The organism is Thermanaeromonas toyohensis ToBE, from assembly GCF_900176005.1.
GTDB lineage: Bacteria > Bacillota > DSM-521 > Neomoorellales > Neomoorellaceae > Thermanaeromonas > Thermanaeromonas toyohensis.
Window position 1 is genome coordinate 3,283,276 of record NZ_LT838272.1, and the last position, 21,137, is coordinate 3,304,412.

Sequence of the window (21,137 nt, forward strand, 5' to 3'; positions counted from 1 at the left end):
TACAGCTAGCCCTATAAATTATCTTAAGGCTTCAGCCCCGGCCACTACTTCCAAAATCTCCCTGGTGATGGCCGCCTGACGGGCACGGTTAAAGGACAGGGTGAGTTTTTCTATCATTTCGGCTGCATTCTCCGTAGCATTGTCCATAGCCGTCATCCGGGCTCCGTGCTCGCTGGCTTTAGCTTCTAAAAGAGCCCGGTATACCTCAATCTCTACATAGCGGGGAAGGAGCTCGGCCAGTAAGAGCTCGCGAGCTGGCTCATACAGGTATTCCAGGGCCCGAGGGGTTTCATCAGCTGGAGGAGAGATAGGTAAAAGCTTCACTACCTGGGGAACCTGTCTTAAAGCAGAGTAAAACCGGCTATAGATAAGGTGGATCTCATCGAGGGCACCTTCCAGGAATAGACGCTCTAGCTCCCGGGCTAACTTGCGAGCGAAGAGAAAATCAGGCACATCTTCTACCCCTGTATACTCGGCTAGGATCTCCACCCCTCGGCGCCGGAAGAAATCCCGCCCTTTACGCCCTACCGTAATAAGGGCGCAAGCTCTATTTTCCTTTTCCAGGCGTTCCTGGGCCAGGCGTATAAGGTTGGCATTATAGCCGCCGGCTAGCCCCCGGTCAGCGGTTATAAGACAATAGCCCACTTTACGAACCTCACGTTTCCTGGCCAAGGGCTGAACGCCACCTTCGCCGCTGGCCAGGAGACGCCCCACCACTTGCCGGATCTTATCCCCATAGGGCCGCCCAGCGGTTACTTTATCCTGTATCTTGCGCAACTTAGCGGCAGCCACCATTTTCATGGCCTTGGTGATCTGCTGGGTATTTTTTATGCTGCGGATGCGGCGTTTGAGATCCCGCATGGTGGGCATGGTCTTTATACTCACCCCTCTTGATTAGCCTTTATAAATCTAAAAAGTGGCCTTCACTTCCCCAATAGCCTGCTTAAGCTGGGCCTCAATTTCAGGGGTAAGCTCCTTTTTCTCCCTAATTCCAGCTAGAACCTCCGGCCTTTGCGAACGGAGATACCGGAGAAATTCTGCTTCAAAGGGTCGTACCCTCTCCACCGGGAGATCATCTAGGTAACCATTTATAGCGGCATAAAGAACAGCTACTTGTTCTTCCACCGGCATAGGCTGGTACTGATCTTGTTTTAGGATCTCTACCATACGCTCGCCCCGGGCTAGCCTGGCCTGGGTGGCCTTATCCAAATCAGAACCGAACTGGGCGAAGGCAGCCAGTTCCCGGTATTGGGCCAGATCCAGACGCAGCCGCCCTGCCACTTGCTTCATGGCTTTAATCTGGGCAGCACCGCCTACGCGGGACACGGAAAGACCCACGTTTATGGCCGGCCGCACCCCGGCGTAGAAAAGATCGGATTCTAAGTAAATCTGGCCGTCGGTAATGGAGATAACGTTGGTGGGAATGTAGGCCGAAACGTCACCGGCCTGGGTTTCGATGATGGGTAGGGCCGTAAGGGATCCTCCGCCCATCTCATCCGAAAGGCGGGCAGCCCTCTCTAAAAGCCGGGAATGTAAGTAGAAAACGTCACCCGGGTAAGCCTCTCTTCCTGGCGGGCGCCTAAGGAGCAGGGAAAGCTCCCGGTAAGCTGCCGCATGTTTAGAAAGGTCATCGTAGATGCATAGCACATCCCGGTGTTGTTCGTACATAAAGTATTCGCCCATGGCGCACCCGGCATAAGGTGCTATATAGAGCATAGGAGCCGGTTCACTGGCGGTGGCGGAAACCACTATGGTATAATCCATGGCCCCGTGCTCTTCTAACTTACGCACCACACCGGCTACTGTAGAGGCCTTCTGGCCGATGGCTACATAGATGCAGATTACATTCTGCCCCTTCTGGTTGATGATAGTATCGACGGCGATGGCTGTCTTACCCGTCTGCCGGTCACCTATAATGAGCTCTCTCTGGCCGCGGCCTATGGGTATCATGGCATCTATGGCCTTGATCCCTGTCTGGAGGGGAGTGTTAACAGGCTGACGGTAGATTACGCCGGGTGCTGGAGATTCTACCGGCCGGAACCGGTCGGTGTGGATAGGTCCCTTTCCATCTATGGGCTGACCCAGGGCATTGACCACCCGGCCGATCAAAGCCTCTCCTACCGGCACCTCAGTGATGCGCCCGGTCCGTTTGACCCGGTCGCCCTCCTTGATGTGGGTATAGGGACCTAGGATCACGCATCCTACGTTGTCCTCCTCTAAGTTAAGCACCATGCCAAAGGTTCCACCAGGAAACTCCAGCAATTCCCCCGCCATGGCCTTCTCCAGGCCGTAGATACGCGCGATCCCATCACCCACCTGGGTGACAATGCCCACCTCAGCTACTTCTACTTCCGCCTCAAATTCTTCTATTTGCTTCTTTAAAATACTAGTGATCTCATCTGGTCGGATACCCAAAGGGGCCTCACCTCTTTGAACTTAAAGCTTTAAGGCTTAAGCTCTACCCGGCGCAAGCTTTCCTTAAAAAGTTCCAGGCGTTTCTTTATACTAGCATCCAAGATGCGATCCCCCACCCGCACTACCAGGCCTCCTAGGATTTCCTGGTCCAGACGGATTTTTAAGCGGACCTTCCGACCTAGCAAGCGGCTTAGCTTCCCTTTAAGTTCCTCTTTAAGGCTTTCCGGTAAAGGGAAAGCCACCGTCACCTCAGCCTCCACAATCCCTTCTGCCCAATCGACCAGGCGCCTAAATTGATAGACGATTTCGGGTAAAAGGCGCTCCCGACGCTTTTCCAAAACCAGACCTAAGAATCTCCTGGTGTCTTGCTCCAGGTGGGGGAAAACTTCCTTGAGGAGCTCCTCCTTTTGTTTTGGCGCTATAAGCTGGTGATAAAGAAGCCGCCGGAAGTCCTCGTTCTTCTCTAGGCTTTCGACAACTTGGCCCAACTCTTCTTTTACCCGGGACAAGTTACCCCTCTCCTGGGCCAAGGAATATAAGGCCTGGGCATATCGCTTAGCTACCCTGGAACTCATTGTAGCCTCTCCACCTTAAGTAGAGACTCTTTTAGGAGCCTCTCCTGATCCTCCGGTGTCAAGGATCTCTCCAGGATCTTTTGAGCCACCAGCACGGCTAATCCAGCCGCTTCATCACGTATAGCTGCTAAGGCCCTAGCCTTTTCTCCCGCAATTTCTGCCCGGGCAGCTTCCAGGGTACGGTTAGCCTCCTCCCGTGCCTGGGCGAGGATCTCTTCCCGCATCTCCTCACCCAGCCGGGTGGCCCGCTCAATTATAGCTTGGGCCTCGCGCCGGGCCCCAGCCAGCTTATCTTCGTATTCTTTAAGAAGCTTCTCCGCTTTTTCCTTTGCTGCTTGTGCATCCTGCAGGGAACCCTCTATTTTGGCCTCTCGTTCGGCCAAGATCTTCCCCAGCGGCTTATATAGCAGAAGGTAAAGGACCCCCATGACTATAAGAAGATCTAGCACTTGCCATAGGAAAGTCCAAAAGTTGAAATTTAGGGCCCGAAAGATGGCCTCCAAAGGGAACCCCCCTTCGACCCGCCTAACTTTAGCCAAAGGCCTAACCCTAGCTAAACCACCTTTTACCTGCAAGCGATGGTCCAGGGGGACAGGCAAGGAACGACTAGCCCTTATAAAGTCCGCCTGTCCACCCCTCCTCGCCTACTACAGTTTGGTCCACATGAGAATAGCTATAACAAAGGAGAACAAAGTGAGGGCCTCCATAAAGGCCAGGGACAGAAGCAAGGTTGTACGGATATCCCCTGAGGCTTCGGGTTGCCGAGCGATACCTTCCATCGCCCGGGCAGCTGCATTACCTTGTCCCAGGGCTGACCCCAAGGCTGCCATACCAATGGCTAAGCCTACACCGATAAATCCGAGCATCTTTTACCCTCCTTTTAGCTTGGTTACGGCCTTAAAATTTAGTGGCCGTGGATGAAGTTAGCTATATAAGTCACGGTTAACAGGGTAAAAACAAAGGCCTGGATGAAACCCATAATAACCCCTAGAAGCATAACCGGCGTAGGCACCAGGAAAGGTACTAGAATAGCTAGTATAGTGACCACCATTTCTTCGCCAAACATGTTCCCAAAAAGACGTAAGGAGAGGGAAACGGGCTTGACCATCTCTTCTATCACGTTTAGAGGGAACAAAAAGGGCGCAGGGGAGAAGAAATGCTTTATATACCCTTTAAGCCCTTTTTTCTTTATAGCGATAAGTTGAACTAGGATTATGGTGGTAACCCCGAAGGCCGCTGTGGTACTTAAATCCATGGTGGGCGGCTTCATACCAGGTATAAACCAAGAGAGGTTTAAGCTTAAGATGAAGATAAAAAGGGTGGCCACTAGAGGAAGATATTTACGGCCCTCCTTGCCCATGGTCTCTTCCAAAAGCCCCAATATAAACTGGAGGACCATCTCCAGAAGATGCTGGGGCCCACGGGGGATAAATTGCAGCTTTCTGGTAAGGAAAAAGACCCCTACAAAGAGAATGACCATCACAATCCAGGTATTTACTACCGTGGAATATACCGGGATAGGCCCTAAGTAGAAAACCACATGGGGTCGGACATGTTCCATAACAGCAGCTAGTTCATGGAGCTTCTCAGCCATCATTTTTTATCCCCCCTCCCTTTCACAACTAAAGCCGGCTTTTCTTAAGGGCCGGGACAAAAAGGGTTACTGCCTCCGCAAGGTAAGCCAGCATGGGCAGAATAAGCCCTCCCAGAACACCCAAAAGAAAAGCCGGACCCTTTACTGCCGCTAAAACTAAAAGAAAGAAGCTTACACTCATCCGCGCTAGAGCACGAGCTAAAAAAGTGTAATAAGCCCTCCCGGGGGAAAGGTGACCTGTTCTCTCCACCGCCCGCTCTAGCCAATATTGAAATAGAAAAGATACTGGAAGGGCCAAAAGGACACCCAGGCTAAAGGATAATTCCTTCAAGAACAATCCTCCGCCTATAAGAACACCTGCCCCCATAAGCATCCCTAGCTTAACTTTTTGGTCCCTGCCTCCCGCCTGGCCTTTCCTCCTTCCCATCTCCTAGAATACCGATCTCCTTTACTATACTATAAAACCCCACCGCAACACCTAGCAGCACTCCTAAAACCATTAGCCAAGGCTGGGTGCCCAGCCGCCTGTCTAGCCATTGGCCAGCCCAGAACCCCAAAAAGATACTTACCCCCAAGGTGATCCCTAGGGAAAAAGCCAAATTAGCATACTTAGCATAGCTCCAGTAATCTTTAGCCCAGCGGGGCTCCTTCAAAAAACCTCTACCCCCTATACATGGTGGTTGGCTGGGCTTAATTAAAACTTACCAGGTCAGTGTTAGGGTTTGCTAAAAGTTTTTGTCACACGAATAGTAGGTATTCGCTTTTTTCATCTAAAATCCTTTTAAAGGGCCCTTAAAATTTGTGGTTTTTTATTATAGCCTTTTATTATAGCCTTCCCTTATCCCTTATTTCTTGCCCTTGCGCTTCACCTAGATAGGTAAACTCTGGCGGTGGAGCCAGGGCAAAGCCAAAATAATAACGCAGGAACCCCCGTATGCGCTTGGAAGCCTGGCCGTCCCCGTAAGGATTGACAGCCTGGGCCATTTTGAGATAACTTCCTTGGTCCTCCAATAACTCCTTAGTGGCCGCCACTATAACTTCCTTAGATGTCCCCACCAGGCGGACAGTCCCCGCCTGTACTGCCTCCGGGCGCTCCGTAACCTCCCGGAGGACCAGCACGGGTTTGCCCAGAGCCGGAGCTTCTTCTTGCAACCCCCCTGAGTCAGTTAGTACCAAATAGGAACGAGCCATGAGGTTTACAAAAGGCTCATAATCCAACGGCTCAATTAAATGCACCCCGGGGATTCCCTTTAGGATTTCCTCAGCCATATCACGAACGCGGGGGTTCTTATGAACCGGAAAGACAATTTCCACCTCCGGGTGCTGTTCCTTTATCTCCCGCAGGGCAGAAAAGATCTCCTGCATAGGGCCTCCCCAATTTTCCCTCCGGTGAGCGGTAACCAAGATTATGCGCTTGGTGAAATCTAAGCTAGCTAGGACCGGATCCGTGAAACTATAATCCTTACGAACAGTAGCCTTTAAAGCATCAATGACCGTATTACCTGTAACATAGATACGCTCAGCCGGTACCCCTTCCTGGAGAAGATTCTGGCGGGCCTTACAAGTAGGCGCAAAATGAACATCGCTTAAGGCCCCTGTCAAGCGCCGATTCATTTCCTCCGGATAAGGGGCATATTTGTCACCCGTGCGTAAGCCTGCCTCTACATGCCCCACAGCCACCTGCCGGTAAAAAGCGGCCAGGGCAGCTACAAAGGTAGTAGTGGTATCCCCATGGACTAAAACCAGGTCCGGCTTCTCCCGGTCCAGCACCCGCACCAGGCCCTCTAAGGCCCGTATAGTTATCTCCTCCAAGCTTTGGCCAGGCCGCATGATATTTAAGTCGTATTCCGGTTCTATAGAAAAAAGCCTCAAAACTTGATCCAGCATCTCTCGATGCTGGGCCGTCACCGCTACCAGGCAATGGAACTCTTCTTTATGTTTTTTAAGTTCTTGTACCACCGGAGCCATCTTTATAGCCTCCGGGCGGGTACCGAAAACGGTAAGGACCTTGACAGGTGGCAAAGTTCCCGCCTCCAGCCCTAATCTAAATATCCTTTGCGTCGGAGTTTTTCCACATGCTCTTGTAAGGCCTGCTGGAGGTCCACCCCATATTGTTCTTCCAGCACAAACATCAAGGATACAGCTGTCTGGGCCACATCCAACAACTCCCGGGTAATGGTTCGCATCACTTCTTTTTCATTTACCTCCACCTTTTCGCCACTTAAGCCCCGGAGCTTACCTATGGCCTGGGCTAATTCGCCAGCTTCCTCCATAAGCTTAAGGGCTGTAGATTCCATGGTGGGGGTGAGCTTGTTAAGCCGCGGTAAGGCGATAATTTTCTGCTGCACAGCCATTCTTCCCTTCCAGCAGGCATCCTGAAGAATTAGGTAAGCGCTATTTGCTTTTTCACTCCTCTTCCTCTAACCCAACCAACCAGTCCTTTAGGGAAACAGAAATTTGCGTAAGCCCAATGCCTTTAAGCTTTAAAAGCTCTAAAGCATACGGGTGCACACGATATTCAGTAGCATAATATATATGGCCTATCCCAGCCTGGATGATAAGTTTCACGCAGTTTAAACAAGGGAAATGCGTAACGTAGAGGCTTGCCCCTTCTGTGGCCACACCAAAACGGGCACATTGGGTCAGGGCATTAGCTTCAGCATGTACAGTACGGATACAGTGGCCTTCCTCCATCTTGCAGCCCACATCAGAGCAATGGACCTCGCCAGAGACCGAGCCGTTATACCCTGTAGCTATAATACGCTTGTCCCTGGTGATAACGCACCCTACCTTAAGCCGCAAGCAAGTAGAACGGGAGGCCAGCAATTTAGCCTGGGCCATGAAATACTCGTCCCAAGAAAGACGCCCCAAAGTTTTATCCTTCCCCCTCCCGTCACTATACCATAAAACGAGTTTACCATAAAATAAAAAAGGCCCGCAAGGACGGCTCTTAAAGTCCCTGGGCTTCAAACTAAAGCGATGCGGGCGGGGCCTAAGCTAACCCTTCATACAACGGAAACTTCCGGCATAGCTCGTCCACAATTTGGCGGGCCCGTTCTAACTTCCTTTCCTCCTTCCCATAGGATAAGGCGAGGTCTATAGCCTCGGCTATCTTCTCCATAGTTTCCTCGTCCATACCCCTGGTTGTTACTGCGGCAGTTCCCAAGCGGATACCGCTAGTAACATGGGGTTTTTGCGGATCAAAGGGGATAGCGTTCTTATTCACAGTAATCCGTACAGAACCTAAAATTTCTTCGGCCTCCCGGCCCGTCACCCCTTTGTTCCTCAGGTCCACTAGAAGGAGGTGGTTATCTGTACCCCCGGAAACCAGGTTAAACCCGTATCTTTTAAGGGCCTCGGCCAAAGCCCTGGCATTAGCCACTATCTTCTGTTGATAGTCTTTAAACTCTGGCTCCATGGCCTCTTTGAAGGCCACGGCCTTGGCCGCTATAACGTGCATAAGGGGCCCACCCTGTATACCCGGAAATACTGCCTTGTCTATAAGTCCAGCATACTCCTTAAAGCAAAGGATAAGTCCCCCACGCGGTCCTCGTAAGGTTTTATGGGTGGTGCTGGTTACAAAATGAGCATAGGGGACCGGGCTAGGATGTACCCCCGCAGCCACCAACCCTGCAATATGGGCCATATCCACCATAAGAAAAGCCCCTACCTCATCGGCTATCTCCCGGAACCTAGCGAAGTCGATGATCCGGGGATAAGCACTGGCTCCAGCTATGATAAGTTTAGGACGATGCTGTCGCGCTAAATTAGCCACCTGATCATAGTCGATATACCCGGTAGAAGGGTCTACCCCGTAAAAAACAAAGTTATAGTATTTCCCCGACAGGCTCACCGGGCTACCATGGGTTAAGTGGCCGCCGTGGGCCAAATTCATCCCCATTACCGTATCTCCAGGCTTAAGGACAGCTAAATATACCGCAGTATTAGCTTGGCTCCCTGAATGCGGTTGCACATTGGCATGTTCCGCTCCGAAAAGGGTACAGGCCCGCTCCCGGGCCAGGTTCTCCACTACATCCACCCACTGGCAACCACCATAGTAGCGACGGCCAGGATAACCCTCGGCATATTTATTGGTCAAAATACTCCCCATAGCAGATAAGACCGCAGGGCTTACAAAATTCTCCGAAGCTATAAGTTCTAAATGGGATTGTTGGCGCTTTAACTCTTGGGCAATGGCCTCTGCCACTTCAGGATCATACTCTTCTAACGGTAAAAGGTTCATGATGGTAAAGCCTCCCTTTTCACCCTATGCTCCCCCACCCCTCGGCATTAGGCACCCAAGCTGGGAAACTATCCTCTAACGGTAAACTGCCCGTTCCCCACCGATCAAAGCTGGCCGGGTACGCGCGAAGGTCAAATGAGCAGCTCCAATAGTTTTAACCTCCAAGCGTACAGGCACGGCCACCGGCTTAAGGTGCATACCGATTAAAGTCCCGCCTATATCCATCCCCGCATGGGCTTGGATGTGGGATACGACTACGGGGCGATGTAACGCCCGGTAAGTAGCCGTAGCCAGCGCTCCGCCAGCTTTAAGGACGGGAACTACAGTAACTTCTTCGAGGCCATAAATTTCTGCTGCCTGGGCCTCGACCACCAGAGCCCGGTTTAAATGCTCGCAACACTGGGCAGCTAAGTATACCTGGTATTCGCGCGTGGCTTTAAGCAAGCCCCGGACTACCTGTTCTCCTATCTCCAAGGAAGAAGCCGTACCTATTCTCTTCCCCGCTATCTCGCTAGTGCTACAACCGACCACCAAAATTTGCCCGGGTTTAAGCCCGGCCACCTTTAAAAATTCCCGCGTCACCTGGGCTACCTGTTCGGTTAAATCTTGTTCATCCAAATCTTGGAAAGAAAGGCTACCTGGCTCGCACCCGCAAGAAACCTTTTCCGAAGCTAAACGGCCAGCATAGTCCCTTTCTATTTCAGCTATCTTAGCCACCCGGCGGGCATGGCGACCTCCCAGGAATCCTGCTTTAAGCCAAACAGCCACAATCTCCCGGGCCAGGGCCGGGCCTATAACCCGGCCTCCTAAGGTTAAAATATTAGCATCGTTATGCTCCCGGGAAGCGCGGGCCGAATAAGTATCGTGACAAAGGGCCGCCCGGATGCCAGGAACTTTGTTGGCGGCAATGGCTACCCCTATCCCGGTACCGCAACAGAGGATCCCCCTATCAAACTCCCCCCGGGCCACTGCCTCGGCTACTATTCTGGCCTGGTCCGGATAATCTACGGCCTCTGGCGAGTAGGTACCAAAATCGTAGTAGCTAAAACCCTCTTCTTCCAAGAATTTTTTAATCTCCTCTTTGAGGGAAAAGCCCCCGTGATCGCTAGCCAAAGCAATACGCAATCTCACTTTAAATCACCCGGCAATTATTAAGTATTATTTAATGTTCGACTTAAAGTTAAAAAATCCTCCTGTAACTAAACTTGCGTATAAAATTATTTCTTATTGCCCCTCTTGCCTTTTGTTCTTTTTCACCCTTCGATTCTAGGGCTCCCTACGGGTTTATCTTGTCTTGGGGGCTTCTTGTGTACTTATAATACCTTAAAACTCCTTGCTTTCCCTTCCTTCTCCTTGCCCCCAACCTTGCTTAAACTTCTCCAGGGCCTGTCCGATAAGTTCCTTAAGTTCCAGGGCACAAGAGCGGTAAATCTCTAAAGGCTCTCCTATGGGGTCCCGGATATCCCCTGGCTGGCCTGTAGCATATTCCTTGAGGGTAAATATTTTACCCCTTATCTGGGGAAAACGGGTCAAAAGAATATCTTTGTGCCTTTCTTCCATGGTAAGGATTAGGTCAGCCTTCTCTACCAATTCGGGGGCTACGCTGCGCGCTTGGTGGTCCTTCAGATCCACCCCCAATTCTGCTGCTGCCTGGATCGCTTCCCAAGTAGCCGGTGCTCCTGGCCAGGCTGCTACACCGGCTGAAAGGATCTCCACCTGAAGCCCTCTCTCCTGGGCCAGTTTTTTGCCTAAGCCTTCCGCCATACTACTACGGCATGTGTTTCCGGTGCAGACAAAGAGGATACCAGGCATAGTTCGTCCTCCCTGCCCTTTTAGCCTACTAGCATCTTCAACCCTATAACCACCAATATTACGCCCCCCAGGACTTCCGCCTTTTCGCCGAGCCTGCGCCCTGCCCGGCGGCCTAGGATAAAACCTAAACCTGTCATGGTACCTGCAATTAATCCCATGAGAAATACGGTAAGGGAAAGGTTTACCTGCAGGGCGCCCAGACCGAACCCCACCGTCAAGGAATCAAGACTTACGCTGCCGGCCAGTAAAAAAATCGCCCCTACCCCCTGGGTAACCCCTCCGAAGGGACCCCCAGGTAAGCGTTTTTCCCCCAGAACTTCACTTAGCATAAGGATACCGAGGGCTGTCAACACGCTAGCCCCTACCACCGCCGCCAATCTCCCCAGGATCCGCCCGACCATGAGGCCCAAGGAAAAACCGAATAAGGGCATAATTACATGTAATAATCCCACCAAGCCGGATAAAAATAAGGCTGACCGACCTTTAAGGCCCGCCATCCCTAAGCCAGCGGCCAGGGAAAAAGCATCTGTGCCCAAGGCCATGGCCACTAGCAACACTGCTGCCACACTATCCATGTCTTATCCTCCCTAGGCCTGGATTACCCGGTAACCGGCAGCTTTGCGCAGTCTGTTCATAATGGCCAGGCCTAGCCCCTCTTCGGGAAAGGTTTCTACTAAGATAACCTCCGCCCGCTGCCGGTCGCAGTTGCGCAGGGCGGCAAAAAGCCGGGCCGCGATTTGAGAAAGATCCTCCCTGCTCCCCAAAACCTCCAGATAATCTGGGCGCGGTTCTTTAAGATAACTGCTTGCTGTCTCCACTGTAGCCAGTACCGCTACCCGCAAACCCTTCCTTTTAAAGGTTTCTACCATTTCCCGGATACGCCTCACCATACGGGGTAAGTCGCCCGCTACAAGGTATACCTCACCCTCTGGGGCGTAATGGGTATACTTCATACCTGGGGCCTTAGGCCGGCTCATCCCCTCTCCGAGCACAGCCGGATCCACAGCCACCTCTCCTAAAACTTCCTCTAGCTGCTCCTTAGTGATACCGCCGGGCCGTAGGATAGTAGGGACAGGTGAAGTGAGATCTAAAACAGTAGACTCCACCCCCACGTACGTCGGGCCCCCATCCACCACAGCATCTATCTTCCCCCGCAGGTCCCGCAAAACGTGGTGTCCAGTAGTAGGGCTGGGACGTCCAGAAAGGTTAGCGCTAGGCGCCGCAACAGGTAACCTTGCCGCTTTAATAAGGGCCAAGGCCACGGGGTGAGCTGGCATACGTATAGCTATAGTATTAAGCCCTGCCGTAACCTCGGGCGGTACCACCTCACTTTTAGGAAGCACTAAGGTGAGGGGGCCAGGCCAAAACCGTTGGATGAGAAGCAAAGCCTGGGGGGGTAGATGGGTGGTCAAGGCCTGCAACATGGGAAGGTTAGCCACATGGACTATCAAAGGGTTATCCTGGGGCCTACCCTTAGCCCAAAATATACGTTTAACAGCCCGGCTATCCAGGGCATTGGCTCCTAACCCGTAGACTGTCTCCGTAGGAAAGGCCACCACTCCCCCACGTTGTAAAATACGAGCCGCTAGCCGGATCTTATGTAACTCTGGCACCCGGGGATCGATTTTTATATATTTAGTCCTTTTAAGCTTAAGCACCTATTTCACCTCTATGTGGATCTTAAGGAGTTTATTCCCCTGGCCAGGCTTTCTACCCGGCGGGCCAGGAAACATCGGGGCCTTCCCCCGTAATCCTGTATTATCTCGCCCTCAGTAAAGGCTCCGGTAGCCCGGACCAATCCTTTAACCCTTTCCCCTTGATCCCAGCCTATCTCTAAAGCCAGCCACCCGCCCGGTTTAAGGAGAGCCGCTGCCTGGGGTAGAAGCCGGGCGATTACTTTAAGCCCATTTTTCCCACCATCAAGAGCCAGGCGCGGCTCATAACCCACTTCCCTGGGTAGTTGTTTCAATTCCTCCGTAGGTATGTAAGGAAGATTAGCCACCACCGCGTCCAGACGTTCCTTTCTGGCGTGCCGGCCGGCTAAAAGGGGTTCCAGGAGATCTCCCACAAGGAAAAAGATGCGGTCCGCCACCCCTGCCCGCTTAGCATTTTCCCGGGCTACTTCTAGAGCCTCGGGGCTTATGTCCAGGGCATAAAGAAAGGCCTGGGGTAAATAATAGGCCAGACTTACCGCTATAGCACCACTCCCTGTACCTACATCGGCTGCTACCCAGGGTTTATCCCGCTCCACCCGGTCTAGCATAGTTTCTACCAAAACCTCAGTATCCCTCCGGGGTATGAGCACCTGGGGGGTAACTTTAAAGGTGAGGCCCATGAACTCCTGCTGGCCAGTCAAATACTGCAGCGGATAACCTTTAGCCCGTTCCTCCACCATCTTCCAAAAAGTGTCTTCCGCTTCTCCCAGCAGGGGTTGCTCGGGCCGGGCGAGGACCTGAGCCCGCGTTAACCCGGTAGCGAAGGATAGCAATACTTCTGCCTCCAGGCGCGGCCGTTCGATCCCCGCCTTCTTAAAGATCTGCGTTGCCCGGGCCAGGGCCTGGGCAAAATTCCTACCCGCCCTGGCTGAGGCACCCAATATAACTTCCACCCCACTTTTTGTTGGTATCCTAACTTGTATTGTTTTGGGGATGCTTTATTACTTTAACTTCTGCTTTTAACCCTATTTCTTTAATCTTTAACCTTACTCTAACTGTTTTAGCCTCTCAGCTTGATCCGAGGCTACCAAAGCATCTATGATTTCATCCAGGTCGCCATCTAAAACCGCATCTAAACGGTGGAGGGTTAAGCCTATACGGTGGTCTGTAACTCGGTTCTGGGGGAAATTATAGGTGCGGATGCGCTCGCTACGATCACCTGTACCCACTTGCGAACGGCGAGCAGCTGCTAGCTCGTTATGCTGCTGTGCCCTAGCCATATCCAAGAGCCGGGCCCGCAGCACCTTTAAGGCCTTCTCCCTGTTCTTAAGCTGAGACCTCTCATCCTGGCAGGTCACCACCAAGCCCGTGGGCAGATGGGTGATGCGTACCGCGGAATAAGTAGTATTTACCGATTGCCCCCCATGACCGCTAGAGCAGAAAGTATCAATACGGAGATCTTCAGGCTTTATCTCCACCTCCACTTCTTCTGCTTCGGGTAACACAGCCACTGTAGCCGTGGAGGTGTGGATGCGCCCGCCAGACTCTGTAACTGGTATCCGCTGCACCCGGTGCACACCGCTCTCGAACTTCAAACGGCTATAAGCTCCCCGCCCTTCTATAGAAAAGACGATTTCTTTGAAGCCCCCCAGCTCTGTAGGATGGGCATCAACCACTTCTGTACGCCAGCCCTTATTTTCAGCATAACGCTGGTACATGCGGAAAAGATCCGCCGCGAAAAGGGCTGCTTCTTCCCCACCGGCTCCAGCCCGGATCTCCATGATAATGTTCTTTTCATCATTAGGATCCTTGGGGAGCAACAAAATCTTAAGCCTTTTTTCTAGTTTTTCCTTCTCTTCCTCTAACCTTTCCATCTCTTCTTTAAGGAGGGCGATGAATTCGCGATCTTGGCTTTCGCCTAGCATTTCGCGCGCTGTAGCTAACTCTTCTTCCACCTGGCGGTAGCGCCGGAAGGTAGTTACAATTTCTTCCAACTCAGTATAAGCTTTAGCCGTCTTCTGTAACTGCTGGGGATCCGCCAAAACGACCGGATCCGTCATAAGCCTTGCCAATTCTTCGTACTTCTCTTCCAGTTCCTTAAGTTTTTCTAGCATTTTATACCACCTCCCCTGCGCCAGCCTCATCCTTAGCGGCTATAAGGGCCCGCAGGGCCACCTCCAGCATTCCATCATCAGGCTCCCGGGTAGTAAGCCTCTGTAACCATAGCCCTGGGGCTATGACCAGCCGTACTATAGGGGATTTTAGATTCCGGCTGGCCAGTTTGATTACTTCATAAGCTGACCCGGCCACTAAAGGTAACAGTAAAATACGGGAAACAAGCCGCCACCAGAACCCGCCTTTACCTAAGAAAGAGAAGAAGAAAATGCTAAACACCAGTACCAGGAGAAGGAAGCTGGTACCGCAACGCGGATGTAAAGTAGAATAAGGCCGTACCTTCTCCAGGGTAAGCTGTTCTCCTGCCTCTAAAGCATTTATGACTTTATGTTCTGCCCCATGATACTGGAAAACCCGCTGGATATCCCTGACCCGCGATATGGCTACTATATAAGCTAAAAATAAGCTTAAGCGCAAGGTCCCCTCTAGCAAATTTTGCCCATAAAGGGGCAGCCAGGGGTGGGCTAACATGGCCACTACAGCGGGCATGACTACAAAGAGGCCTATAGCCAGAGCTAAGGCTAAAACCACAGTCAAAACCAAATCCCGGGGTTTAAGCTCTTCCCCCTCCTCTTCCAGCGCAAGACCAGCCGAAAAGCTTAAATATTTTATACCCAGAACTAGGGATTCCACCAGGGCCACTACACCCCGGAAGAAGGGGAGCTTTAATAACCAATAACGCGAGGCCCAAGAGGCAAAGGGCTGGGTTTCTACCAGAATATCCCCTGCCGGCCGCCGTATAGCTACAGCCAGCCGATGGGGCCCTCGCATCATAACCCCTTCAATAACCGCTTGGCCACCGTATTGTACTTCTGGCATAAACAAAAGCCTCCATATAAGAAAAAGCAGAGCCCCGGGCTCCGCTTCTCCCCTTACTTACCATATTTTTGTCTAAACTTTTCTATACGACCCCCACGTTCCACTACCACTTGCCGGGCGCCCGTATAAAAAGGGTGGCAGTTAGAACACACTTCCACCCGGATCTCCTTCTTAGTGGAGCGGGTTTCAATAACGTTTCCGCAAGCGCATATAATGCGCGCTTTATCGTAAGGGGGATGAATACCGGGCTTCATGAACATCACCTCCGGGCAATATAGGGCTCATTTAAGTATAGCATAGAAGACCGGGCCATGCAAATAGCCGCCAAGGCCGCGCACAAAAAAACCGGCCTAAAGGCCGGCGCTTTTTGGAATGGGGCTATTTTAGAAAACGTAACGGGTTTACAGGTCGACCTTTCTCCCACACCTCAAAATGCAAGTGGGGACCAGTAGCCCTGCCGCTACTTCCTACTTTAGCTATTATTTGACCCGCCTCTACATATTCACCCGGCGCCACCAAGTTAACCTCATTATGGGCATAAAGGGTCTTTAAACCTTGCCCATGGTCCAAGATAACTGTCCGACCGTATATACCATTCCGCCATCCAGAAAACTCCACTGTCCCCGACCAGGCGGAACGGATAAGGCTACCTGCTTCAGCAGCGATGTCTATCCCATGGTGGAATTCTTCGTCCCGCCACCCGAAGAAGGAAGTTATGGGGCCTATCACCGGCCAAAGGAAGGAAAACCTGCTCCGGGAAGCTAGATGGGCCAAATTTCCCCGCGCAGGCTTACGGCCTTCAGGCAAGGTAAGTAAAGTACCTATCTGGAGGGTACGGGGATTGGTTATGCCATTAGCTTCCATGATCTCTTCCACGGTCAAGCCGAAGGCCTGGGCGATTCCCCATATTGTATCTCCCTTTTCTACTTCGTAGGTCCGTCCCCGCTCGTAGGGTAACACCAGAAATTGACCAGTAGTGAGGGTAGCTGCCGGATCCAAGTCATTCATAGCCGCCAGGAGTTCAGCATCCAGATGGTACCGCCGGGCTATATTTTGTATAGTATCCCCCTTCTCTACCTGGTACAGGCGCGTCAACACGTTAACCCGGGAGGCCAGTTCCTCGTACTGGGCAGGCGCCAGGACAGCCGCCACCTGCTGCAAGTCCTCCACGACGGCCGCCTCGGCCTGGTAACCCTCCCTGCTGGTTCCGGGCAGAAAACCTGCTAAAGCCAAAAAGCCAGCCAGGGCCAGGCCTGCTGCCCTGCGTATTAACATAACGTTACCATCACCCCTTAACGGAGGAGTTGCTGGTATGTGTTTCCACCAGCTTGCTAATAGTCTAACCTGTACCAGGCAGGATTATACTAGGAGCTGGACATATCTTATTATGATTGATTTTACACCTTGCTTTCCCGGGGAAATAAGGCAGGTAGGGCGCGCAAGAGATCGCGATTGCTTTTAGTTTTTCGCATGGCGTCGATAAGCATTTCGGCCACTTCCACAGTACCCAGGTGGGCTGTGGCCCGCCGGAAATGCCAGACCAGTTCCAGTTCTTCGGGTGAGAGGAGGAGCTCTTCGCGCCGGGTACCAGAGCGCTTAACATCGATGGCCGGAAAGATCCTTCTTTCCGCCAACTTGCGATCCAGGATGAGCTCCATGTTACCCGTACCCTTAAATTCTTCAAAGATCACTTCATCCATACGGCTACCGGTATCGATAAGGGCCGTAGCTACAATGGTAAGGCTTCCCCCCTCCTCCACTTTACGGGCCGCACCGAAAAACCTCTTAGGTTTGTAGAGGGCCGCCGGATCCACACCCCCTGATAGGGTACGGCCGCTGGGAGGAACGACCAGGTTGTTAGCCCGGGCTAAGCGGGTGATGCTGTCCAGCAGCACCACTACATCCTTCTTATGCTCCACCAGCCGCTTGGCCCTCTCCAGTACCATATCCGCTACCTTGACGTGGTTTTCCGGGAGCTCGTCAAAGGTAGAGCTCACTACCTCTCCCTTAACCGAGCGCTCGATATCAGTAACTTCTTCCGGGCGTTCATCGATGAGCAATATGATTAATACAATATCTGGGTAATTGGTGGTAATACTATTGGCGATTTTTTTTAACAACACGGTCTTACCAGCCTTAGGGGGAGAAACGATAAGAGCCCGTTGCCCCTTACCTAAAGGAGCGATAAGATCGATTATCCGTGTGGAGGGATCGTTATCCGGGGTTTCCAAGGTAAGTCGCTCATAAGGAAATACGGGTGTGAGGGCATCAAAGTGCAGCCTCTGCAGGGCAGTTTCTGGATTTTCGCCGTTAACTTCTTCCACCCTAAGAAGAGCGTAATATCGTTCATTATCTTTAGGCGGGCGTATCAAACCCTTCACCTTATCCCCCGTCCGCAAGTCAAAGCGGCGGATCTGGGAAGGGGAAACATAAATATCATCTTCACTGGGAAGATAAGCGAAGGGGCGCAAAAACCCGTAACCGTCAGGAAGGATTTCCAAGATGCCCTGGGCCTGTAAAGGCTCGCCCGGTTGTTCCTCTGCCCGCTCAAGTACTTCGCTACGCTCCGGTTGCTCAGCCGCCTGTTCTGGTGGTCCTATCTTTAAGGGCTCCCCCTCCCGCTCCCGGATCGCAGCCCGTCCCTCGGGCTGGGCCACCCTTTCGGGTTTCTCTAAAGGTTCCTGTCGGGGACCTGGCCTCTCCAAAGGGACCTCCCGCTTAACTTCTTCTTCAGATTCGCGTTCCAAAGTTCCCTTAGACGGCTGCTTTTCTGCTAAGAGTTTGGCCAGCTCAGCCACCAGTTCTTTTTTGCGTAACCTATAGTACCCCTTAACCCCCATCTCCCGGGCCAGACGCCTAAGCTCGATTATATTTTTAGTTTCCAATTCCCTTAAATGCAAGGAAGAAACAACCTCCATTTTATTTTACTTTAAGCTTTTCCCAGTCAGCTAAAAATCTAGCCAAGCCGACATCAGTCAAGGGATGTTTGATCATTTGAAGAAGGACTGAATAAGGAACAGTGGCGATGTCAGCACCTAAACGAGCGGCTTCAAGTACATGTAACGGATGGCGGATACTGGCGGCAATAATCTCTGTGCTTAATCCATACTGAGCGAAGATGGAAACCACATCGTGTAAAACTTCCATTCCTTCCTGGCCTACATCATCCAGGCGGCCAATAAAAGGGCTGACGAAGGTAGCTCCAGCTAAGGCTGCCAGTAAAGCTTGGTTAGCAGAGAAAACTAAGGTAACGTTAGTTTTAATACCCTCCTGGGAGAGGATCTTGACTGCCTTCAATCCCTCAGTTGTTATAGGTATTTTAATAACCACATTAGGGTGTATCGAGGCTAGCTCCCTGGCCTCCTTAAGCATACCCGGGGTTTCCTGGCTTATAACCTCTGCGCTTATGGGCCCATCCACCAGCTGGCAAATTTCTTCTATTACCTGGCGTAAGGGGCGGCCTTCCCGAGCTACCAGCGATGGGTTAGTAGTTACACCAGAAATTATACCCAGTTCAGCGGCTGCTTTAATCTCTTCTATATTGGCTGTATCGAGAAAAATGCGCAAAAATAGCACCCCCTTTAGGTTTATTTTTTATTTTCACCACGGCGAGGGAAAATCCTGCTAAAGCCAGCACTTGTCCTGGGCTAAAGTAAAACCCGACGGCTTGGACGTCGGGCTTAAAAGGAGATTTCCATAAGTGTAAGGAGCTTTATTTTAGAATTAGCTTTTCCGAGGCTTAAAAGAGTGGCAAGCCGTATCATCTGAAGTCCGTACCCGGCGATCACCGCTTGAGCGTACTTCGATGCTGTCTGCTGTACAGGCCATGTTATTCCAGTATTGACATTCCTCCACCCCACATTTAATGTTCGGCATGGATACCGCCTCCTTTTAGGGATTGCTCTTAGACCTTTATGGTTAGCGTCCCCCAGGAGGCAGATTTTATGTAAAACCAATTTTAAGCTTTACCTGCGCAGCCGAAAACCCTCATTTTATGCCGGATTACCTCCCGTGCTGCTTCCCGCGCCGGCCCTAAGATCTTGCGAGGATCGATCTCTTCTGGTCGAGAGCTTAACTCCTCGCGCACCTTCTTCAAGAAAGCTATCCGGATATCAGTATCTATGTTAACTTTCCGCACCCCCAGGCTAATGGCTTGCCGCAGGGCCTCATCAGGTACCCCCGAAGAACCATGTAAAACTAAGGGGATCTGGGTACGTTCACGGATTTTTTTAAGGCGTTCAAAGTCTAGGCGCGGCTCCCCTTTATATACTCCATGGGCAGTCCCTACAGCTACCGCCAGGGCGTCCACCCCTGTCTCCCGTACAAAGCGCTGGGCCTCTTCTGGATCTGTAAAGGTGGCCTCATAGCTAGAAACCTGTATATGATCCTCTGTACCCATAATACGGCCCAATTCCCCTTCCACCGATACTCCCATAGGTCGCGCAATCTCTACCACCTGCCGGGTTATAGCTATATTCTCCTCCAAAGGGAATTTGGAACCGTCTAACATTACAGAAGTGAAGCCTGCCCGTAAAGCTTTAAGCACTTGCTCCCGGTCGGTCCCATGGTCCAAGTGAAGGACCACCGGAACCCGAGTGCTCTCCGCCGCGGCCCGGACGAGGGAAACTATATAATTTAGCCCGGCATATTTCAGGGCTCCCTGGCTGGCCTGGATGATCACCGGGGCTTTCTCTGCTTCGGCAGCTTCCACAATGGCCTGAACTATTTCCATGTTATTACAATTAAAAGCTCCTACCGCATAGGAGCCCTCTTCGGCCTTTTTTAATACCTCCCTTAAACTCACCAAAGGCATCCTTCTATCCCCTCGCTTAAAGTCCATTTTAAATTATATCCAACGGCCATCTAGGATACCCAGATCGGCTGCTAGCTCGGCTAAGGTGTGGTCCAACTGCTTCGTTGCCTGCTGGACCAAGGATGGAGGACCTAAGAAGCCCGCTTCAAGCCCTGTATCCTCACAAAAAAAGGTAAAAAGTTCCTGGCCCAAGACCTCCCACCGGGGAAAATGCCAAAAATGTAAGCCCCCGCAGATTACGCAGTTTAGCTGTATCCACAGCCCCTTGCCCTTCTGCCTACCTATATCTAAAAGAGGAGTTCCACAAGGACATTTAATGGGGAAGCTACTCCGTCCCAAAGAGAAAAGGGAAAAATTATAAACCTCTAAACTCCCACAACCTGGGCAGTAGAGGGCGCAAGCCACTTCCGTACAGATTACCATAGGTACTTTTCCTTCCTAGTTTCCACGAGTTTATAATTCGCTATCCCTCTGTAAAATCCTCCAAAGTTACCTTTAAAAACACAATCAAGTAATTTAAGGGCCCGGCCCCTAGGGACCGGGCTCATCTATTTAGCCAGTTAAAACTTCTAGATCTGGGTAGCATTGCTGGGCTAAAGCTATATCTACTAGATGGTAAAGGTGGGAAAGATCAAAAGGCTTATGGAGAAAATACTGCACACCCAGCTTTCGCGCTTGCTCCGCTAAGTCCTTATCTTCATAGGCCGTCACCACAATTATTGGTAACGACCAGGCTCTCCTATGTAGTTCTCGTAGAAACTCCACTCCGCTCATACCCGGCATTTTCATATCCAATATAGCTAGGCTAGGCTTCTCGGATATTATCTTTTGTAGCCCTTCTTCCCCGCTTGCCGCCTGGAAGACTCTAAAACCTGCCTGGCGCAGGGCTTCCAATAGCAGACGGCGTACACCTGGCTGGTCATCTACAATTAATATAGAATCTTTTTTCAGACCAGCTCACCTCCCATCCCCTGCGGGAGTACTTAGTCAGGCTCCGCTAAATCATCCGCTAAAATTAAAGGGAAGGGGATCCGCT

At 51.6% G+C, this 21,137-nt stretch carries 27 protein-coding genes and 1 pseudogene; all 28 read right to left on the bottom strand.

The genetic code is table 11. The features are described from left to right. Nucleotides 1-18: 18 nt before the first annotated feature. The 28 genes and pseudogenes from atpG to B9A14_RS16685 all read right to left on the bottom strand — a co-directional run bounded on the left by atpG (nucleotide 19) and on the right by B9A14_RS16685 (nucleotide 21,052). Nucleotides 19-870, bottom strand: coding sequence for an ATP synthase F1 subunit gamma (gene atpG / locus B9A14_RS16550; RefSeq protein ID WP_084666911.1), 852 nt, complete (start codon nucleotides 868-870; stop codon nucleotides 19-21). 39 nt (nucleotides 871-909) lie between these two features. Further along, nucleotides 910-2,415, bottom strand: a complete 1,506-nt coding sequence (gene atpA / locus B9A14_RS16555) for a F0F1 ATP synthase subunit alpha (RefSeq protein ID WP_084666912.1) — start codon at nucleotides 2,413-2,415, stop codon at nucleotides 910-912. A gap of 29 nt (nucleotides 2,416-2,444) precedes the next feature. After that, complete coding sequence (atpH, locus tag B9A14_RS16560) at nucleotides 2,445-2,990, bottom strand: ATP synthase F1 subunit delta (RefSeq protein ID WP_084666913.1); 546 nt, start codon at nucleotides 2,988-2,990, stop codon at nucleotides 2,445-2,447. After that, a complete protein-coding gene (gene atpF / locus B9A14_RS16565) occupies nucleotides 2,987-3,493 on the bottom strand; it encodes a F0F1 ATP synthase subunit B (protein WP_157109998.1) in 507 nt (168 codons plus the stop codon). Before atpF ends, atpH begins: the two co-directional genes overlap by 4 nt. A gap of 144 nt (nucleotides 3,494-3,637) precedes the next feature. After that, nucleotides 3,638-3,856, bottom strand: coding sequence for an ATP synthase F0 subunit C (gene atpE, locus B9A14_RS16570; protein ID WP_084666915.1), 219 nt, complete (start codon nucleotides 3,854-3,856; stop codon nucleotides 3,638-3,640). A 38-nt stretch (nucleotides 3,857-3,894) separates the two neighbouring features. Next, nucleotides 3,895-4,587, bottom strand: a complete 693-nt coding sequence (gene atpB / locus B9A14_RS16575) for a F0F1 ATP synthase subunit A (RefSeq protein ID WP_084666916.1) — start codon at nucleotides 4,585-4,587, stop codon at nucleotides 3,895-3,897. A 25-nt stretch (nucleotides 4,588-4,612) separates the two neighbouring features. After that, nucleotides 4,613-4,957 carry a hypothetical protein gene (locus tag B9A14_RS16580; protein ID WP_084666917.1) on the bottom strand — a complete coding sequence of 115 codons (345 nt, stop codon included), beginning with the start codon at nucleotides 4,955-4,957 and terminating at the stop codon, nucleotides 4,613-4,615. Between the two features lie 7 nt (nucleotides 4,958-4,964). After that, nucleotides 4,965-5,237 (bottom strand): AtpZ/AtpI family protein, encoded by a 273-nt coding sequence (locus B9A14_RS16585; RefSeq protein WP_157110000.1) that lies wholly within the window; start codon nucleotides 5,235-5,237, stop codon nucleotides 4,965-4,967. 172 nt (nucleotides 5,238-5,409) lie between these two features. Beyond that, the gene (gene wecB, locus B9A14_RS16590) at nucleotides 5,410-6,606 is read right to left on the bottom strand and encodes a non-hydrolyzing UDP-N-acetylglucosamine 2-epimerase (RefSeq protein WP_084666918.1); all 1,197 of its coding nucleotides are present in this window, start codon (nucleotides 6,604-6,606) and stop codon (nucleotides 5,410-5,412) included. Nucleotides 6,607-6,623: 17 nt separating this feature from the next. Then, nucleotides 6,624-6,932: a MazG-like family protein gene (locus B9A14_RS16595; protein ID WP_084667221.1), complete on the bottom strand. Its 309-nt coding sequence runs from the start codon at nucleotides 6,930-6,932 to the stop codon at nucleotides 6,624-6,626. Nucleotides 6,933-6,990: 58 nt separating this feature from the next. After that, a complete protein-coding gene (locus B9A14_RS16600) occupies nucleotides 6,991-7,455 on the bottom strand; it encodes a ComE operon protein 2 (RefSeq protein ID WP_084667222.1) in 465 nt (154 codons plus the stop codon). 121 nt (nucleotides 7,456-7,576) lie between these two features. Next, nucleotides 7,577-8,827, bottom strand: coding sequence for a serine hydroxymethyltransferase (locus B9A14_RS16605; protein ID WP_084666919.1), 1,251 nt, complete (start codon nucleotides 8,825-8,827; stop codon nucleotides 7,577-7,579). Between the two features lie 75 nt (nucleotides 8,828-8,902). Continuing rightward, nucleotides 8,903-9,445: a TIGR01440 family protein gene (locus B9A14_RS18365; RefSeq protein ID WP_084667223.1), complete on the bottom strand. Its 543-nt coding sequence runs from the start codon at nucleotides 9,443-9,445 to the stop codon at nucleotides 8,903-8,905. A 66-nt stretch (nucleotides 9,446-9,511) separates the two neighbouring features. Then, a pseudogene (rpiB, locus tag B9A14_RS18370) lies at nucleotides 9,512-9,952 on the bottom strand (ribose 5-phosphate isomerase B); the annotation flags it as partial. A 198-nt stretch (nucleotides 9,953-10,150) separates the two neighbouring features. Then, nucleotides 10,151-10,639, bottom strand: a complete 489-nt coding sequence (locus B9A14_RS16620; RefSeq protein ID WP_084666920.1) for a low molecular weight protein arginine phosphatase — start codon at nucleotides 10,637-10,639, stop codon at nucleotides 10,151-10,153. A gap of 20 nt (nucleotides 10,640-10,659) precedes the next feature. Next, on the bottom strand, nucleotides 10,660-11,214 hold the full coding sequence (locus tag B9A14_RS16625) for a manganese efflux pump MntP (RefSeq protein ID WP_084666921.1): 555 nt from the start codon (nucleotides 11,212-11,214) through the stop codon (nucleotides 10,660-10,662). 12 nt (nucleotides 11,215-11,226) lie between these two features. Continuing rightward, the gene (locus tag B9A14_RS16630; RefSeq protein ID WP_084666922.1) at nucleotides 11,227-12,297 is read right to left on the bottom strand and encodes an L-threonylcarbamoyladenylate synthase; all 1,071 of its coding nucleotides are present in this window, start codon (nucleotides 12,295-12,297) and stop codon (nucleotides 11,227-11,229) included. Nucleotides 12,298-12,308: 11 nt separating this feature from the next. After that, the gene (prmC, locus tag B9A14_RS16635; RefSeq protein WP_172839196.1) at nucleotides 12,309-13,235 is read right to left on the bottom strand and encodes a peptide chain release factor N(5)-glutamine methyltransferase; all 927 of its coding nucleotides are present in this window, start codon (nucleotides 13,233-13,235) and stop codon (nucleotides 12,309-12,311) included. Nucleotides 13,236-13,340: 105 nt separating this feature from the next. Next, nucleotides 13,341-14,408, bottom strand: coding sequence for a peptide chain release factor 1 (prfA, locus tag B9A14_RS16640; RefSeq protein ID WP_084666924.1), 1,068 nt, complete (start codon nucleotides 14,406-14,408; stop codon nucleotides 13,341-13,343). Between the two features lies 1 nt (nucleotide 14,409). Continuing rightward, a complete protein-coding gene (locus tag B9A14_RS16645; protein WP_084666925.1) occupies nucleotides 14,410-15,288 on the bottom strand; it encodes a DUF1385 domain-containing protein in 879 nt (292 codons plus the stop codon). A 53-nt stretch (nucleotides 15,289-15,341) separates the two neighbouring features. After that, nucleotides 15,342-15,542 (bottom strand): 50S ribosomal protein L31, encoded by a 201-nt coding sequence (gene rpmE / locus B9A14_RS16650; protein WP_084666926.1) that lies wholly within the window; start codon nucleotides 15,540-15,542, stop codon nucleotides 15,342-15,344. Nucleotides 15,543-15,666: 124 nt separating this feature from the next. Further along, nucleotides 15,667-16,563, bottom strand: coding sequence for a peptidoglycan DD-metalloendopeptidase family protein (locus tag B9A14_RS16655; protein WP_084666927.1), 897 nt, complete (start codon nucleotides 16,561-16,563; stop codon nucleotides 15,667-15,669). Nucleotides 16,564-16,685: 122 nt separating this feature from the next. Beyond that, a complete protein-coding gene (gene rho, locus B9A14_RS16660) occupies nucleotides 16,686-18,206 on the bottom strand; it encodes a transcription termination factor Rho (RefSeq protein WP_084666928.1) in 1,521 nt (506 codons plus the stop codon). A gap of 1 nt (nucleotide 18,207) precedes the next feature. Beyond that, entirely contained in the window at nucleotides 18,208-18,855 is a 648-nt protein-coding gene (gene fsa, locus B9A14_RS16665) for a fructose-6-phosphate aldolase (RefSeq protein WP_084666929.1), read from the bottom strand. Between the two features lie 156 nt (nucleotides 18,856-19,011). Further along, on the bottom strand, nucleotides 19,012-19,164 hold the full coding sequence (locus tag B9A14_RS16670; protein WP_084666930.1) for a DUF1540 domain-containing protein: 153 nt from the start codon (nucleotides 19,162-19,164) through the stop codon (nucleotides 19,012-19,014). A gap of 82 nt (nucleotides 19,165-19,246) precedes the next feature. Further along, nucleotides 19,247-20,101: a class II fructose-1,6-bisphosphate aldolase gene (locus B9A14_RS16675; protein WP_084666931.1), complete on the bottom strand. Its 855-nt coding sequence runs from the start codon at nucleotides 20,099-20,101 to the stop codon at nucleotides 19,247-19,249. A 33-nt stretch (nucleotides 20,102-20,134) separates the two neighbouring features. Continuing rightward, the gene (locus tag B9A14_RS16680; protein WP_084666932.1) at nucleotides 20,135-20,524 is read right to left on the bottom strand and encodes a hypothetical protein; all 390 of its coding nucleotides are present in this window, start codon (nucleotides 20,522-20,524) and stop codon (nucleotides 20,135-20,137) included. Nucleotides 20,525-20,653: 129 nt separating this feature from the next. Beyond that, nucleotides 20,654-21,052, bottom strand: a complete 399-nt coding sequence (locus B9A14_RS16685) for a response regulator (RefSeq protein ID WP_340631051.1) — start codon at nucleotides 21,050-21,052, stop codon at nucleotides 20,654-20,656. Nucleotides 21,053-21,137: the final 85 nt, after the last annotated feature.